Below are 13,880 nucleotides of genomic sequence, written 5' to 3' on the forward strand. Positions count from 1 at the left end.
TGTGACTGATAGCGCTAACATATGTTATTTTCAAGGCTAGCGCTAACAGGTCAGGCGCGGCGGCGCAGGCGGCGTTCGCGGAACAGGGTGTAAAGGCCCGAGGTGATGATGATGCCCGCGCCTATCAGGGTCATCGTGTCCGGGGCCTCATCGAACACCAGAACGGCTATGATCAGGGCAAAGATCAGGCGCGTGTAGCGGAAGGGCGTGACGAAACTCACCTCACCCACGCGCATGGCGGCGACGATGGCATAATAGGCGGCCACCCCGATGAGCAGGGCAAAGGCGATGTCGCGCCAGTTGGCCGGGGTGGGGACCGCGGCACCGCCCGTCATCCACAGGATGACGAACCCCGCCGGAACGACCGTGGCAAAACCGTATGAGGACAGTTGCAAGGAGGTCACCGTGCGTGGCACGGCCCGGGTGGCCAGATCACGCAGGGCGAGGCCGACGACCGCCTGCACGGCGAAAAGCGAGGCGGGCTCGAACCCTTCCAGCCCCGGGCGGATCACCATGAGCACGCCGCAGAACCCCACGAGGATCGCGCTCCAGCGGCGCCAGCCCACGTCTTCGCCCAGAAAGAGGGCGGCCCCGAGGGTTACGGCCAGCGGCGTGGCCTGCAGGATGGCCGAGGCCGAGGCCAGCGGCGTCAGCGCGATGGCGGTGACGAAGCCCAACGTTCCGATCAACTCCCCCAGATTGCGCAGAAGGACGGGGCCGGTGATCAGGTCACGCGAGAACAACCGGTGCCCGCGCGACAGTGCGCCAAGCGCGAAGATCACCGCGCCGCCAGTGCCCAGCAGAATCAGGATCTGCCCGATTGGCAGGTCGCCGGACAGGCGTTTGATGAACATGTCTTCGAGCGCAAAGCCGGCCATGGCCAGCACCATCAACGCGCTGCCGCGCAGGTTTTCCATATCAGGGCTTTCTTGTCAGCTTATGGGGTCGTGTTAGGGTCGGTTGCCCAAGGAAGCAACCGGGCTATGACAGTACCACAATGCCACTATGCTTTGCCTTGTGTTCTGGTTCAACATGGATGGTGACGCGGGCATCGGGCAGGGCCTCCATGAGAGCGGCCTCGATCCGGTCGCAGAGGTTATGGGCGGCTTCGACCGTGGTTTCCCCGGGCATCACGAGATGGAAGTCGATGAAGGTGACCTGCCCCGCGTGGCGGGTGCGCAGATCGTGCGCTTCAAGTGCGTCATCGTCGCTGGCGGAAAGGGAAATCACCCGGCGGATAGTCGCCATTTCCTCGTCTGAAACGGCCTCGTCCATCAGCCCGCTCAACGATCCTTTGATGACGGTCCAGCCGGACCACAGGATATTGAGGGCGACCAGTGCGGCCATAACCGGATCGAGCCACCACCAGCCAGAGGCAAAGGCAAGGACAAAGCCCACAAGAACCCCGACCGACGAGACCACGTCGGTCATCAAGTGTTTACCATCGGCCACCAGAGCAGGCGAACGGTGGCGGCGTCCATAGCGGATCAGTACGACCGCCCATGCCCCGTTGATGAGGCTGGCACCGGCATTGAGTGCCAGACCTGTCAGCGGTGCATCAAGGGCGCGTGGCGTGATGAAGCCGGCATAGGCTTCGCGAAGGATCAGCAGGGCGGCGAGGACGATCAGGACCCCTTCGAGGACCGCAGAAAAGAATTCCGCCTTGTGGTGTCCGTAGGGGTGGTTTTCGTCGGCGGGGCGATGTGCCACGTGTAGTGCGACGATCACGGCCAGAGCGGCGGCCACGTTCACGAGACTTTCGAGCGCATCCGACATCAGCGCGATCGAGCCGGTGAGTTGCCAAGCCACTGCCTTGAGTGCGAGCACCCCAAGACCAACCGCAACACTACCTATGGCTATCCGCATCAGGCGGGGGGAGGGGGAGGTGCTCATCCGTCCGATCTTTTCGCGGGGTTCAGCGGGACGCCGTAAAGCTCCAGCCGGTGGCCAATGAGCTTGTACCCCAGTTTCTGGGCGATCTTTTCCTGAAGCGCCTCGATCTCGGGGTCGACAAATTCGATCACCTCGCCGGAGTTCATGTCGATCAGGTGATCGTGGTGGTCGCGTTCGGCATCTTCATAGCGCGCGCGCCCGTCGCCGAATTCCAGTTTTTCCAGAATTCCGGCCTCTTCAAAGAGTTTCACGGTGCGATAGACCGTGGCGATCGAGATTTTCGGATCGCGGGCGGAGGCGCGGGCGTAAAGCTCTTCGACGTCGGGGTGGTCATCGGATTCTTCGAGAACCGAGGCGATCGTTCGGCGTTGGCCGGTCATGCGCAGGCCCTTGGCCTCGCAACGGTCGGTGATGGTGTCGGACATGCGCGCCCCCTTGGTCGTCGTGGGGCGTTGGATAGCTTTATAGAGAAAATGAATCCACCCGTTTTGCCACCAATGCTTGACTTTGTGCCAGTAAAGGCGCATCTGCCCTTTAACCGATGTCTCCGGCCGCGTGAGCCGTGCGGGTCGATCCGCCACATGAGACCTCGAGGACAGTTCCCAAAATCACGCGTGGGTCCGAACCGTTTGACGGTTGTTTGGCATGAGGCCGGGCAGGTGCGTCAGGCGACACCACGATAAGGCCGCCCGGGTTTCGGGGGGGCGTAACGGTATGGGCGCGACCCTGCCGGGAAGGACATGATTTGTCACAATTCAAGGAAATGGGGCTGCCTGCCCCGCTGGTGAAGGCACTGGAAAAGACAGGCATTACCGAGCCTACGCCGATTCAGGCGCGGGCGATTCCGCATGCCCTCAATGGGTTTGACGTGATGGGGCTGGCGCAGACCGGCACCGGCAAGACGGCGGCCTTCGGGCTGCCCTTGGTGGCGCAATTGATGGACGAGGCGCGCGGCAAGCCCGCGCCCAAGACCGTGCGGAGCCTGATCTTGGCCCCCACGCGGGAGTTGGCGGGGCAGATCCGCGATACCCTGATCGAGTTCGTGAAAGACACGCCGATGAAGGTTGGCTTGGTTGTCGGTGGCGCTTCGATCGGCGCGCAGATCAAGCGGCTTGAGCGCGGCACCGATATTCTGGTGGCCACGCCGGGGCGTCTGTTGGACCTTTTGGACCGTCGCGCGCTGACGCTGGAGGAAACCCGCTTTCTGGTGCTCGATGAGGCCGACCAGATGCTGGACCTCGGGTTCATTCACGCGCTGCGCAAGATTGCCGGGCTGTTGCCGGAGGAGCGGCAGACCATGCTGTTTTCGGCCACCATGGCCAAGCAGATGGAAGAGATCGCCAGTAGCTATCTGGACAAGCCCAAGCGCGTGCAGGTGAACCCGCCGGGCAAGGCGGCCGACAAGGTCACGCAGGCGGTGCATTTCATCGCCAAGGCGGAAAAGGCAAACCTGTTGATCGAGTTGCTGGATGCGCATCGCGATGAACTGGCGCTGGTCTTTGCCCGCACCAAGCATGGTTCGGACAAGCTGGCCCGCAAGCTGGAGCAGGCGGGTTATGCGGTGGCGGCCATTCACGGCAACAAGAGCCAGGGCCAGCGGCAGCGCGCTTTGAATGCCTTCCGCGCCGGTGAGGTGCGGGTTCTGGTGGCGACCGATGTGGCGGCACGGGGACTGGATATTCCCGACGTGAAGCATGTTTATAACTTCGATCTGCCCAATGTGCCGGAAAACTATGTGCACCGGATTGGCCGGACCGCGCGGGCCGGCAAAGATGGCGCGGCAATCGCCTTTTGCGCCCCCGACGAAATGGGCGAGTTGAAGGACATCCAGAAGGTGATGAAGCTGGAAATTCCTGTTGCTTCGGGCCGTCCTTGGGAAGAGCTGCCAGACCCCAATGCTAAGCCCAAGAGCCGTGGCCGGGGCGGCCGTCCGGGCGGCAAACCCGGTGGGCCCGGTGGCAAACCCGCTTCGACCAACCGCCGCCGTCGGTCGCGCAAACGTGGGCCGAAGAAAGCGGCCTAGAACCAGCGTTTCCAGTAGAGGAAAACGACCAGAACAAGCGATATTGCCAATGACCCGCAGGTCAGAATCCAGAACGCATAGTCGTTCTGGGTTCCCGGCATCCCCGCCACGTTGACGCCGAACAGTCCGGTGATAAAGCTCAGGGGCAGGAAGATCGCGGCCACCAGCGACAGGATATAGCCGTTGTTCTGTTGGCGCGCGGCCTGTTGCATGTCGATGTGATCGGCAAGCGCCGTCAGCCGGTCCCGGGCGGCGTCCTGTTCCTCAACCGAGCGAGTGGCGCGGTTTGCCGTCTCGTGGAGCCGGACCTTGGCGGAATCCTTGTCCTCGCCGGTCTCAGGAAGCAAGCGCCCCAGATCATGCAGGGCGGTGGCCATAGGACCCATATAGCGACGAAGCCGGATGGCGCGGCGCCTGAGACCAGCCAGCCGGGTGTGTTCGTCTTGGGTTGTCGTCTGGTCCTCGAAGATCGCGGCCTCCAGATCATCCACGCTATCCTCAAGTCCGATGCTGACGTTTTCGATCCGGTCGATCAGGCCCTCGGCCAGTTGGCAGGTGAAGGCGATCGGCCCCTCCGGCGCCTCACCGTTATCGACCTTCGTGTGGATGTCTCGCAGGGCATATGACGTCCTGTGGCGCAGGCTTATGATCAGGCCCTTGGCCATCCAGCACCGGACCGAGATCATGTCGTCGACATGCTCTTCGGGGTTGAGGTTGACGCCGCGCATCAGGATCAACGTACCTTGCCCGATCACCATGGCGCGGGGCCGTGTCTCGGAGGCGAGGAGCGCCTCGGTTGCGACCGGATCGAGGTTTTCGTGGCACCATGCGGTCACCTCGGGATTGTCCGGATCGCTGTCAATCCACCTGTAGCCGGAGACGGGCAGCGGGCTTTGAAGTATGGCGGGCTGAACGGTGCCATCCGGGGCAATATCGAGAATGGTTGTTGTCTGCATTGGACCTGTCTAACGCGGATCGTGGGGCGATCCCTTATCCTTTGGGGTTTGGGGGCTTATCCGGGGTGACCATGATTTAGAGCAGTGTGCCTTCCATCACGCGCACGGCCTGTCCTGCCACGGTGACCGAGGTGCCATCGGCGGAGAGGTGAATGGTACTGGGGCGGCCCATGTCCTCGCCCTGCTGGACTGTCAGGGCAAGGGGCGTACCTTCGAGCTCGTATAGGAAGGCGGCGAAGGCGGCGCAGGCGCTGCCGGTGGCGGGGTCTTCGGGGATATTGTCGAGCGGGGCGAACATGCGGGCGTGGCAGGTATCGCCCTCGCGGACATAGGCGAATTGCGCGAAATCGAGGCCTTGGGGGTGCGCCTTTGCACCCTCGCGGAAGGCGGCCATGTCTGGCTGACAGGCGGCCAGATCGGCGCGGGTTTTCAGCGCGGTGAGCGTGAAGGGCAGGCCGACGGAGGCGAGGGTTGGGGCGTGTTGGCTTTGGTCGATCTGGTCGAGCGAGAGGTCAAGGGCGCGCGCGACAAGCGCGGGGTCCGGCGAGGCGATACGTTCAAGCGGGGCTTGGGTGGTAAAGCGCGCGCCTTGTGCGCCAGCGTTGCAGGATAGCGGGCCGATGCCCAGTTCCAAAACCATGTCGGGGCCATGGCCCATGTCGGCCAGTGCCTTGGCCGTTCCGATGGTGGGGTGACCGGCGAAGGGGATTTCCATCGTCGGGGTGAAGATACGCACGCGGGCGGTGTGGTTCGGGTCCGAGGGCGGGTAGATAAAGGTCACCTCGGAAAAGTTGAATTCGGCGGCGATGGATTGCAGGGCGCCCTCGGGGAGACTCTCGGACTCGGGGAAGACGGCCAGTTGATTGCCGCCAAAGCGGGTTTCGGTGAAAACGTCGTAGACGAAGTAGCGGTGCATGGGGGAACTCATTTCAGGTCAAGGTCGGCCCAGACGGGCAGGTGATCGGAGGCGATATGGGCGGGCCGTGCGCCGTGCACGCCGCTTTCCACGGCGTGTAACTCGGGGCTGAGTGCGATGCGGTCGAGCGGGGCGACGGGGCGTGGCGCGGGAAAGGAGGCGCGGGCGGGAATGAAACGCACGCGTTTCACGGCGGCATCGAGCGCCATGCCATTGCCCCAGTCGTTGAAATCCCCGGCAAAGACCGTGGGGCGCGGCGGCAGCTTGCCAAGCGCGCGGTTGATGGTTGCCAGTTGCAGGAGGCGATAGCGGCGCACGAGGCCAAGATGCATCCCGATCACCCGCAGGGGGCCGAGGGGCGTGTCCAGTTCTGCGCGGATCGCGCCGCGCGGTTCCAGCCCCGGCAGATCGATATGGGCGGTCTGCAGGGCTTTTACCCCGTCGCGTACCAGCATGGCATTGCCGTGCCAGCCAAGCGAGCCACCCGGCGCGCCGAAGGGCAGGATATGCCAGCCCTCGTCCTCGACCATGTCATGCGGCAGGGCGGCGGGCCGGGGTGGCAGGCGCTTGTCCACCTCTTGCAGCACGACGACCTGTGCCTTGAGCGCATTGATCACCGCAAGACTGCGTTCTGGCCTGCGGCGCAAATCCAGCCCGACGCATTTTTGCAGGTTATAGGTTGCAATCCTGATGGGTGATGCGGTCAACATGGGGCCATAAAAAACCCAAATGAAGGGGGTGTCACCCGATGTTTTCGGATCAGACGTGGTTGGCGCGAATTATCTGGGCGGCCTTGGCGGTGGTCGCGGCCTGGGCCCTGGGCAGTTGGCGGTTGGAGCTGGCCTTTGTGGCGCTTGTCACGTTGATCCTGTCGCTGGCCCCGGGTTTCGTGGCGAAATGGGCCGACGTAAAGGTGCCGGCCAGTTTCATCGCGGCGCTTGTGATGTTCGTTGGCGGCACGCTCTTTCTGGGTGAGGTCTTTGATTTTTATGAGCGTTTCTGGTGGTGGGACGTGGCGATGCATGGCGGGTCGGCGATTGGCTTTGGCCTGATCGGGTTCGTTCTGGTCTTCATGATGTTCCAGGGGGACCGTTTTGCCGCGCCGCATGTGGCGGTCGCCTTCTTCGGTTTTTGTTTCGCGGTGTTCATCGGCACTATCTGGGAGATCTTCGAATTTTCCATGGATCAGCTTTTCGGGCTGAACATGCAGAAATCGGGGTTGGTGGACACCATGGGGGATCTGATCGTCGACATGATCGGTGCGTTGATCGGGGCGGCGGCGGGGTTTGCGTATCTCAAAGGGCAGGCCAAGGGTGGTCTGGCCTCGGTCATAGACGAGTTCGTGCGCCGCAATCCGCGTTTCTTCAAACGCTGGAAGAAATGATCACGTCCCGCAGAAGGTGGCCTGTACCACCTCGGAGGGGTCTGGCGGGCGTTTCAGGTCGGCGTCATCGGCGTGGTCGTCGTAGGGCGTGGCGAGCACATTCATCAAACGGTCGAACGGCGCGTAATCGCCCGCGACGGCGGCTTCGATCATCTGTTCGATGCGGTGATTGCGGGGGATGACGGAGGGGGTGGCGCGGCGCATGAGGGCTTGCGGATCGTCCTCGGCCTCAAGGCGCTGCTTCCAGTCTATTTCCCATGTGTCGAAGGCGTTGGGATCGGTGAACTGGTCGCGGGCGCGACCTGTGGCAAGGGCGCGGAAGGTATTGGTGAAATCGGCTTGCCCCTCGGCCATGCGGGCCAATAGCCCGGTGATCAGCGGTTCATCCTCGGGGGTGGCGGCCTCAAGTCCGATTTTGCGACCGAAGACGTTGAGCCAATGGGCATGGATACGCTCGGGCATGGCGTGGACGAGCTTGGTGAACTCCTCGATTGCCGCGTCCTGATCGGGCATGAGCGGGACAAGCGCCGTGGCCAGTTGCGCCATGTTCCAGACGATCACGTTGGGTTGATTGGAATAGGCATAGCGCCCCTGCCGGTCGATGGAGGAATAGACCGTATCGGGGTGGAAGCTATCCATGAAGGCGCAGGGCCCATAATCGATGGTTTCGCCCGACAGAGTGGTGTTGTCGGTGTTCATCACCCCGTGGATGAAGCCCACGCCCATCCATTGTGCGATGAGGCGCGCTTGCCGTTCGATGACATGCGACAGCAGGTCGGTGGGGGTTTCCGCCTCGGGGGCGTGGCGGGCGACGGTGTAGTCGAAAAGGTTTTGCAATGACTTCAGATCACGCCGGGCGGCGAAATACTGAAAGGTCCCCACCCGGATGTGCGAGGCAGCCACCCGTGTCAGGATCGCGCCGGGCATAGCGCCCGTATCGCGGTAGACGGGTTCGCCCGTTGTGACGGCGGCCAAGGCGCGGCTGGTGGGGATGCCAAGCGCGTGCATCGCCTCGGAGACCACGTATTCGCGCAACACGGGGCCAAGCCATGCACGCCCGTCACCCATGCGGGAATAGGGCGTGGGGCCGGAGCCCTTGAGCTGGATGTCGAAACGTTGACCCTCAGGGGTGACCACCTCGCCCAGCAGGTTGGCGCGGCCATCGCCCAGTTGCGGGGAAAATCCGCCGAACTGGTGCCCGGCATAGACCTGTGCAAGCGGTTCCGCGCCATCGGGGGGCAGATTGCCGGAAAAGACCTTGGCCATGTCCTCGGGCGCGCCGGGGGCCATGCCGAGGGATTTTGCGAGTTCCTCGTTGAAGGCCACCAGCCCGGGCGATTTCACGGGCACCGGGGCCAGGCGCGTGTAGAACCCGGCGGGCAGGCGGGCATAGCTGTTGTCGAAGGGGATATGCAGGGTCATGCCATTAAGGTAAGCGTTTTGTCGCGATTTTCTATATCTTCCGGGTCATGAGGGTATGGCCCTCTCGCGGATGGAAGCGCAGTTTTCGGTAGAAGCGATGCGCGCGCTCGTCGTCGGCTTTGACTTCGAGGTGGAGCGCCTTGAGACCCGCCCCGGCGAGGGCCTTGGGCAGGCTCATCAAGACCTCGGAACCGATGCCGCGCCCGCGCACGGCGGGGCGGATGTAAAGCTCGTCCACGACGCCATCCATGCCGCCGAATTCCACCGACCAGCCGAAGCTGACGATAATATAGCCGATGGGCGCGCGGCCCGGTCCGATAAGATAGGCCGCGCCATGCGGGCAACCATCGAGCAGCGGGGCGAGGGCGGCTCGGCGTGTGTCCTCGTCTTGGTCGATTCCCTGCTCTGTATGGAAGTCCCCGACAAGCCGGGTGAGGCGGTCAAGATCGTCGGGTTTGGCGAGGGTGAGTTGGGTCACAGGCGGGTGGGCCTTTCAATAGGGTGTAGTTTGATTGGGCGGACCATGGCGGTGGAGGGGGCGAATGTCCACTGATCTGCTGCGGGCATGGCATCAAATCGCGCATGAAAAAAAGGGCCGGTTCGTTATGAACCGGCCCTTTGTCGTTTGTAGCGTCTCAGCGCTATTCCTGACCCATGAACATCAACAGGAACTGGAACATGTTCAGGAAGGAGATGTAGAGGCTCAGCGCGCCGTCATAGGCGGCCTTGTCCAGCCATTCCTGATCGCCATGCGCGGCATGGGCCACGTAGGTGTTCTTGATGTCCTGCGTGTAGAAGGCGGTGAGGCCGGCAAAGATCAGCAGGCCGATGGCCGAGATGGCGTACATCATCACCGGCGATTGCAGGAACCAGTTGACGATCATCGCCACGATCAAGCCGATCACGCCCATGATCAGGAAGCTGCCCCATGCCGAGATGTCTTTCTTGGTGGTGTAGCCCCAGAGGGACAGGCCCGCGAAGGCGATGGCCGTCACGAGGAAGGTCTGGGTGATCGAATAGGCGGTGAAGACCAGAAAGATCGAACTCATCGACAGGCCGATCAGCGCGGCGAAGGCGAAAAAGCCCAGTTGCACGGTCGCTGCCGAGCCTTTGCGCATCAGCGCGCCCCAGCCGAGGAAGATGAAGGCCAGCGGGGCCAGCATCACAACCCACCGCAGCGGCGACATGTAAATCGCACCGCCAATGCTGTTGAGCATGGTGCCATTGGGCAGTTGCGCCACGGCCGACGCCGGGTCGGTGGTGGTGGCAAGTCCGGCAATCGCCCATGCGGCCAGGGCCGTGATCAACATGCCCACGGACATCGTGCCGTAGACCTTGTTCATATGGGCGCGCAGGCCCGCATCAATCTGGGCCGTGCGTACGCTGGCGCCCGTCCGGATTGTATCAAATTCAGCCATCAAAGCCTCCGAAATGTTGAACTGGTCAGCCCGTTGCGGGCTTTGTCCTACAATATCGGTTAGGCTTTGGCCCTTTTCAAGCTTTTCCGGAGGCGATTTCGTTTTATCGACGCCAGTTGTCGGGTGCATCCCACGGCGCGCGTTTGGCTTCGGCCTCGACCTCGTGATCGGTGAGGCCCAGGTCATGCTTTTGCCAATCTTCCATGCGGGCCAGCGCGCGGCGCTGCTTCCAGAGGGTGATATAGGACCTCAGCCCGAGGCGGCGACGATGAGCGTGGGGGGCGCAGGTGGCTTGGGTGCGAGGGAGGTAAGCCATGTCTCATCCTTTCGTTTTCGTGATGTTTCACGTAGTTTGATCTTTTCTGTTGATATGTGTGCCAGAATCGCGTTCATTAATAAAATGAATGTTTGTTTGGCTATGCATCACAAAAGGTGATTTATGAGAAATCTGGATATGACCACCCTGCGCTCGTTCCTCGCGGTGGCCGAACATGGTGGCGTAACGCGCGCCGCCGCCGCGCTGCATTTGACGCAATCGGCGGTGTCGATGCAGATCAAGCGGCTTGAAGAGATGCTGGATATCGAGGTTCTGGACCGTAGCGCGCGCCGCGTGAGCCTGACGGCCGCGGGCGAGCAGCTTTTGGGCTATGCCCGCCGGATCATCGAGATGAATGACGAGGCGGTCGGGCGGCTGACCGATACGGTTTACGAGGGTGAAATCATCCTCGGTGTCCCGCATGATATTTTTTATCCAGTCATTCCTCGGGTTCTGAAGGCTTTCAATGCGGCCTTCCCGCGTATGAAGGTGAACCTGAAATCGTCCAGCACCATGCGGTTGCACGAGGCGCTTCGGAAGGGCGAGACGGATTTGATCCTGACCACCGAGGAGGGCGTGAAGCCCGGAGGCGAGACCCTGACGGAAATGACCCTGCGATGGACCGGGGCTCGGGATGGTCTGGCGTGGAAGCGGCGACCGCTGCGGCTGGCCTTCTGCTCGGTTTGCATTTTCCGGCCCATCGTGTTGCGTCGGCTGGACGAGGCGGGGATCGACTGGGAGATGGCCGTGGAGTCAGAGGACGACCGATCGGTCGAGGCGCTGATCAGTGCCGACCTGGCCGTGGGGGCGCTGTTGGAAGACAGCATTCCACCGCATCAGGAAGCGATCTGCACCGGCGGGGCCTTGCCCGATCTGGGGGTGCAGGTGGTCAATATGTACGGGGCAGGGCGGCGCGACGCGCCGACCGAGGCTCTGGCGCAGATGCTGCGGCATGAGTATGGCGGCGGGGTCGCCGCATCGAATGTGGTCAGTCTTCCATCGTGATCACGACCTTGCCGGTCGAGCGGCGGGTGCGCAGCAGTTCAAGCCCCTCATCGGCCCGCTCCAGTGGGAGGACGTGGCTGACATGAGGGGTCAACCGCCCTTCGCTGTACCAGTGCAGCAGGGTTTGCATGCTTTCGGTGATCACCTCGGGCCGGAATTTCAGGTACCCGCCCCAGTAAAGCCCCATGACGGTCAGGTTCTTGACCAGCAGGTGATTGGCCGGAATTTGCGGGACGTCACCGCTGGCAAATCCGATGGGCAGAAGCCGGGCCTCGGGGTTGCAGGCGCGAAAGGCTGCCTTGAACTGATCTCCGCCCACCGGGTCATAGACCACATCGAGCCCCCCCAGGTCCTTGCACGCTTCGCGAATGTCTTGTGTTTTGGCGTCGATCAGGTGGTCGGCCCCAGCCTGTCTGGCGACGTCCAGTTTCTCTGGTCCTCGGGCGCAGGCGATAACCTTGGCCCCCATCAGCTTGCCGATTTCTACTGCCGTCAGGCCGACGCCCCCGGCGGCCCCCAGAACCAGAAGGGTTTCACCCGGTTGCAGTTTTGCCCGGTGATCAAGTGCCACGTGACTGGTTCCATAGGCGATCTGGAAGGCAGCGGCGTCGGTAAAGCTCATGTCGTCGGGGATGGCGACGGCGCGCTCGGCGGGAAAGCACCCATGTTCGGCCAGCCCACCTTGACCGCCAAACACGGCCACGCGGGTGCCGGGGGCGGGCCCCGTGGTCTCGGGGCCAAGATCGGTGACGGTGCCTGCCACCTCCATGCCAAGGGTGAAGGGGGCGGCGGGGGTATCCTGATAATCGCCCTTGACCATCAAAAGGTCGGCAAAATTCAGTCCGCAGGCCCCGATTTCAACGGCAATTTCACCAGTTGTGGGAGTTGGCCGGGGCAGGGAGGTGACAATAGGGTTTTTGCCGGCTGATTCGATATGATATGCGCGCATCTCGCCCTTGCCTGATGTGAAAGCCATGTTTTAAGCGTTTGATTGTGTTTGGCGAAATGCGGCAAGGGTGTCAATTTTCAGATGGAGATTGTAGGTTGCCTATCCAAAAGTAGGGGGCGCCCGCCTAGATTGTACTGCATTTGGGTGGGTATCCTCAGTGGGGAGCGATACTTCTTGTTTTTTCGCGCCTTGGTGGTAATCTTTAAGCAGCGCTGCATGAGCCGTGGCGTTATCCGAGTATCCGTTTGTCAGAAATTCAAATGGAGCTCGTTCGCCCGCTCGGGCATGCAACTGAAAAGGATAAATTTATGCCGCACCCTGTTGATGTGCACGTTGGTAAAAGAGTCCGTCACCGCCGTTGGTTGGTCGGTATGACCCAGCAACAACTGGCAGAGCGTGTCGGGATCAAGTTTCAACAGATTCAAAAATACGAGACCGGTGCGAACCGCGTCAGCGCGTCACGGCTTTGGGATATTGCCGATGCACTGGATGTCGACGTCAGCTTTTTCTTCGAAGGTCTGGAAACCCAAGGCGCTGACCGGGAAGAAACCCCGGAAGGTGTTCCTGCGGATATTCTGGGTGACAAGGAAGCGCTTGACCTTGTCCGGTCATATTATTCAATCCCTGAAAACCAGCGTCGCCGTTTGTTCGATTTGGCCCGCGTACTCAGCGACGTGGCTTGAGCCCGTGCGCCATCCGGGATAGTGCCTGATCAAACTTGGATTGGGCATCGGATGGCAGATGACTGGTGAAGAAATCAAAAGCACGGCCCATGCCTTGGCGGATGCCGCCCGGGCGGCCGTGCTTCCGTTTTTCCGGGCGCACGACCTGACCGCCGACAACAAGGCGGGGCTGGGGTTTGACCCGGTCACGGAAGGTGATCGCGCGGCTGAGCGCGCCATGCGTGCCCTTCTGGCCGAGATGCGCCCGCAAGACGGTATCCTGGGCGAGGAGTTCGGTCATACCGAAGGGGCCAGTGGCCTGACATGGGTATTGGACCCGATCGACGGGACGCGAGCCTTCATGTCGGGCGCGCCCACCTGGGGGGTTTTGATTGCCGTGTCGGACGACACCGGGCCGATCTACGGCCTGATCGACCAGCCCTATATCGGGGAGCGCTTCGAAGGCGGTTTCGGCAGTGCCCGTATGCAGGGGCCGCAGGGGCCGCGGGATTTGCAGGTGATCGGGGACCGGCCCCTTGGCGAGGCAATCCTGTTCACGACCTTTCCCGAGGTGGGCAGCGCGCAGGAAGGCGCCGCGTTTCACGCGGTGGCCGACAAGGTGCGCCTGACCCGCTATGGCATGGATTGTTATGCCTATGCCATGTTGGCCGCCGGGCAAATTGACCTGGTTATCGAAGCCGGGCTGAACGCCTATGACATTCAGGCCCCGATGGCCGTGATCGAGGCGGCGGGCGGGATCGTCACCGACTGGCGCGGTGGACCCGCGCATGACGGCGGGCGGATCGTGGCTGCGGCGGGGCGTGAGCAACATGCAGCGGCGCTTGAAATCCTGTCTGAAGTGTCTTGATCGGGCGGCGCGGCATCGTTTAAGGCATTATGCTGTGGCGCGGTTCTTTGCCCCTTTCCGCCGTGCTG

Annotated in this window: 16 protein-coding genes; 5 read left to right on the forward strand and 11 right to left on the reverse strand. The window is 62.2% G+C overall.

From position 1 onward, the window contains the following. Positions 1 to 50: 50 nt before the first annotated feature. The 3 genes from FDP25_RS15280 to FDP25_RS15290 all read right to left on the reverse strand — a co-directional run bounded on the left by FDP25_RS15280 (position 51) and on the right by FDP25_RS15290 (position 2,318). On the reverse strand, positions 51 to 917 hold the full coding sequence (locus FDP25_RS15280; protein WP_154154235.1) for a DMT family transporter: 867 nt from the start codon (positions 915 to 917) through the stop codon (positions 51 to 53). A gap of 64 nt (positions 918 to 981) precedes the next feature. Further along, entirely contained in the window at positions 982 to 1,893 is a 912-nt protein-coding gene (locus FDP25_RS15285; protein WP_154154238.1) for a cation diffusion facilitator family transporter, read from the reverse strand. Further along, positions 1,890 to 2,318: a Fur family transcriptional regulator gene (locus FDP25_RS15290; protein WP_154154241.1), complete on the reverse strand. Its 429-nt coding sequence runs from the start codon at positions 2,316 to 2,318 to the stop codon at positions 1,890 to 1,892. Before FDP25_RS15290 ends, FDP25_RS15285 begins: the two co-directional genes overlap by 4 nt. Positions 2,319 to 2,638: 320 nt before the next feature. On the opposite strand from FDP25_RS15290, the gene FDP25_RS15295 reads away from it, so the two are divergent. After that, entirely contained in the window at positions 2,639 to 3,916 is a 1,278-nt protein-coding gene (locus FDP25_RS15295; RefSeq protein ID WP_246175942.1) for a DEAD/DEAH box helicase, read from the forward strand. Here FDP25_RS15295 and FDP25_RS15300 read toward each other — a convergent pair. The 3 genes from FDP25_RS15300 to FDP25_RS15310 form a co-directional block, all read right to left on the reverse strand. Then, positions 3,913 to 4,872: a CorA family divalent cation transporter gene (locus FDP25_RS15300; protein ID WP_154154244.1), complete on the reverse strand. Its 960-nt coding sequence runs from the start codon at positions 4,870 to 4,872 to the stop codon at positions 3,913 to 3,915. The genes FDP25_RS15295 and FDP25_RS15300 overlap by 4 nt on opposite strands. Positions 4,873 to 4,948: 76 nt before the next feature. Continuing rightward, on the reverse strand, positions 4,949 to 5,788 hold the full coding sequence (locus tag FDP25_RS15305) for a PhzF family phenazine biosynthesis protein (RefSeq protein WP_154154247.1): 840 nt from the start codon (positions 5,786 to 5,788) through the stop codon (positions 4,949 to 4,951). An 8-nt stretch (positions 5,789 to 5,796) separates the two neighbouring features. Then, entirely contained in the window at positions 5,797 to 6,498 is a 702-nt protein-coding gene (locus tag FDP25_RS15310) for an endonuclease/exonuclease/phosphatase family protein (protein WP_154154250.1), read from the reverse strand. A gap of 38 nt (positions 6,499 to 6,536) precedes the next feature. Here FDP25_RS15310 and FDP25_RS15315 point away from each other — a divergent pair, with 38 nt between their 5' ends. Then, positions 6,537 to 7,172, forward strand: coding sequence for a DUF2238 domain-containing protein (locus tag FDP25_RS15315; protein WP_154154253.1), 636 nt, complete (start codon positions 6,537 to 6,539; stop codon positions 7,170 to 7,172). Here the strand turns inward: FDP25_RS15315 and FDP25_RS15320 are convergent, their stop codons facing one another. The 4 genes from FDP25_RS15320 to FDP25_RS15335 form a co-directional block, all read right to left on the reverse strand. Continuing rightward, positions 7,173 to 8,594, reverse strand: coding sequence for a protein adenylyltransferase SelO (locus FDP25_RS15320; protein ID WP_154154256.1), 1,422 nt, complete (start codon positions 8,592 to 8,594; stop codon positions 7,173 to 7,175). Between the two features lie 31 nt (positions 8,595 to 8,625). Beyond that, positions 8,626 to 9,072: a GNAT family N-acetyltransferase gene (locus FDP25_RS15325; protein WP_343032085.1), complete on the reverse strand. Its 447-nt coding sequence runs from the start codon at positions 9,070 to 9,072 to the stop codon at positions 8,626 to 8,628. A 163-nt stretch (positions 9,073 to 9,235) separates the two neighbouring features. Beyond that, the gene (locus tag FDP25_RS15330) at positions 9,236 to 10,012 is read right to left on the reverse strand and encodes a Bax inhibitor-1/YccA family protein (RefSeq protein WP_154154259.1); all 777 of its coding nucleotides are present in this window, start codon (positions 10,010 to 10,012) and stop codon (positions 9,236 to 9,238) included. Positions 10,013 to 10,115: 103 nt separating this feature from the next. Beyond that, the gene (locus FDP25_RS15335; RefSeq protein WP_154154262.1) at positions 10,116 to 10,328 is read right to left on the reverse strand and encodes a DUF1127 domain-containing protein; all 213 of its coding nucleotides are present in this window, start codon (positions 10,326 to 10,328) and stop codon (positions 10,116 to 10,118) included. Between the two features lie 123 nt (positions 10,329 to 10,451). Here FDP25_RS15335 and FDP25_RS15340 point away from each other — a divergent pair, with 123 nt between their 5' ends. Next, positions 10,452 to 11,333: a LysR family transcriptional regulator gene (locus tag FDP25_RS15340; protein ID WP_154154265.1), complete on the forward strand. Its 882-nt coding sequence runs from the start codon at positions 10,452 to 10,454 to the stop codon at positions 11,331 to 11,333. Here FDP25_RS15340 and FDP25_RS15345 read toward each other — a convergent pair. Further along, entirely contained in the window at positions 11,317 to 12,282 is a 966-nt protein-coding gene (locus FDP25_RS15345) for an NADPH:quinone oxidoreductase family protein (RefSeq protein ID WP_154155049.1), read from the reverse strand. The genes FDP25_RS15340 and FDP25_RS15345 overlap by 17 nt on opposite strands. 308 nt (positions 12,283 to 12,590) lie before the next feature. On the opposite strand from FDP25_RS15345, the gene FDP25_RS15350 reads away from it, so the two are divergent. Further along, complete coding sequence (locus FDP25_RS15350) at positions 12,591 to 12,965, forward strand: helix-turn-helix domain-containing protein (RefSeq protein ID WP_154155053.1); 375 nt, start codon at positions 12,591 to 12,593, stop codon at positions 12,963 to 12,965. A 58-nt stretch (positions 12,966 to 13,023) separates the two neighbouring features. Beyond that, complete coding sequence (locus tag FDP25_RS15355; protein WP_154154268.1) at positions 13,024 to 13,812, forward strand: inositol monophosphatase family protein; 789 nt, start codon at positions 13,024 to 13,026, stop codon at positions 13,810 to 13,812. Positions 13,813 to 13,880 lie beyond the last annotated feature (68 nt).

Source organism: Roseovarius bejariae (genome assembly GCF_009669325.1).
Taxonomy (GTDB): Bacteria; Pseudomonadota; Alphaproteobacteria; order Rhodobacterales; family Rhodobacteraceae; genus Roseovarius; species Roseovarius bejariae.

Excerpts from the sequence above, each read along its gene's own strand:
- FDP25_RS15280 (WP_154154235.1), bottom strand. The coding sequence starts at position 917 with ATGGAAAACCTGCGCGGCAGCGCGTTGATGGTGCTGGCCATGGCCGGC.
- FDP25_RS15285 (WP_154154238.1), bottom strand. The coding sequence starts at position 1,893 with ATGAGCACCTCCCCCTCCCCCCGCCTGATGCGGATAGCCATAGGTAGT.
- FDP25_RS15290 (WP_154154241.1), bottom strand. The coding sequence starts at position 2,318 with ATGTCCGACACCATCACCGACCGTTGCGAGGCCAAGGGCCTGCGCATG.
- FDP25_RS15300 (WP_154154244.1), bottom strand. The coding sequence starts at position 4,872 with ATGCAGACAACAACCATTCTCGATATTGCCCCGGATGGCACCGTTCAG.
- FDP25_RS15305 (WP_154154247.1), bottom strand. The coding sequence starts at position 5,788 with ATGCACCGCTACTTCGTCTACGACGTTTTCACCGAAACCCGCTTTGGC.
- FDP25_RS15310 (WP_154154250.1), bottom strand. The coding sequence starts at position 6,498 with ATGTTGACCGCATCACCCATCAGGATTGCAACCTATAACCTGCAAAAA.
- FDP25_RS15315 (WP_154154253.1), top strand. The coding sequence starts at position 6,537 with ATGTTTTCGGATCAGACGTGGTTGGCGCGAATTATCTGGGCGGCCTTG.
- FDP25_RS15320 (WP_154154256.1), bottom strand. The coding sequence starts at position 8,594 with ATGACCCTGCATATCCCCTTCGACAACAGCTATGCCCGCCTGCCCGCC.
- FDP25_RS15330 (WP_154154259.1), bottom strand. The coding sequence starts at position 10,012 with ATGGCTGAATTTGATACAATCCGGACGGGCGCCAGCGTACGCACGGCC.
- FDP25_RS15335 (WP_154154262.1), bottom strand. The coding sequence starts at position 10,328 with ATGGCTTACCTCCCTCGCACCCAAGCCACCTGCGCCCCCCACGCTCAT.
- FDP25_RS15340 (WP_154154265.1), top strand. The coding sequence starts at position 10,452 with ATGAGAAATCTGGATATGACCACCCTGCGCTCGTTCCTCGCGGTGGCC.
- FDP25_RS15345 (WP_154155049.1), bottom strand. The coding sequence starts at position 12,282 with ATGCGCGCATATCATATCGAATCAGCCGGCAAAAACCCTATTGTCACC.
- FDP25_RS15350 (WP_154155053.1), top strand. The coding sequence starts at position 12,591 with ATGCCGCACCCTGTTGATGTGCACGTTGGTAAAAGAGTCCGTCACCGC.
- FDP25_RS15355 (WP_154154268.1), top strand. The coding sequence starts at position 13,024 with ATGACTGGTGAAGAAATCAAAAGCACGGCCCATGCCTTGGCGGATGCC.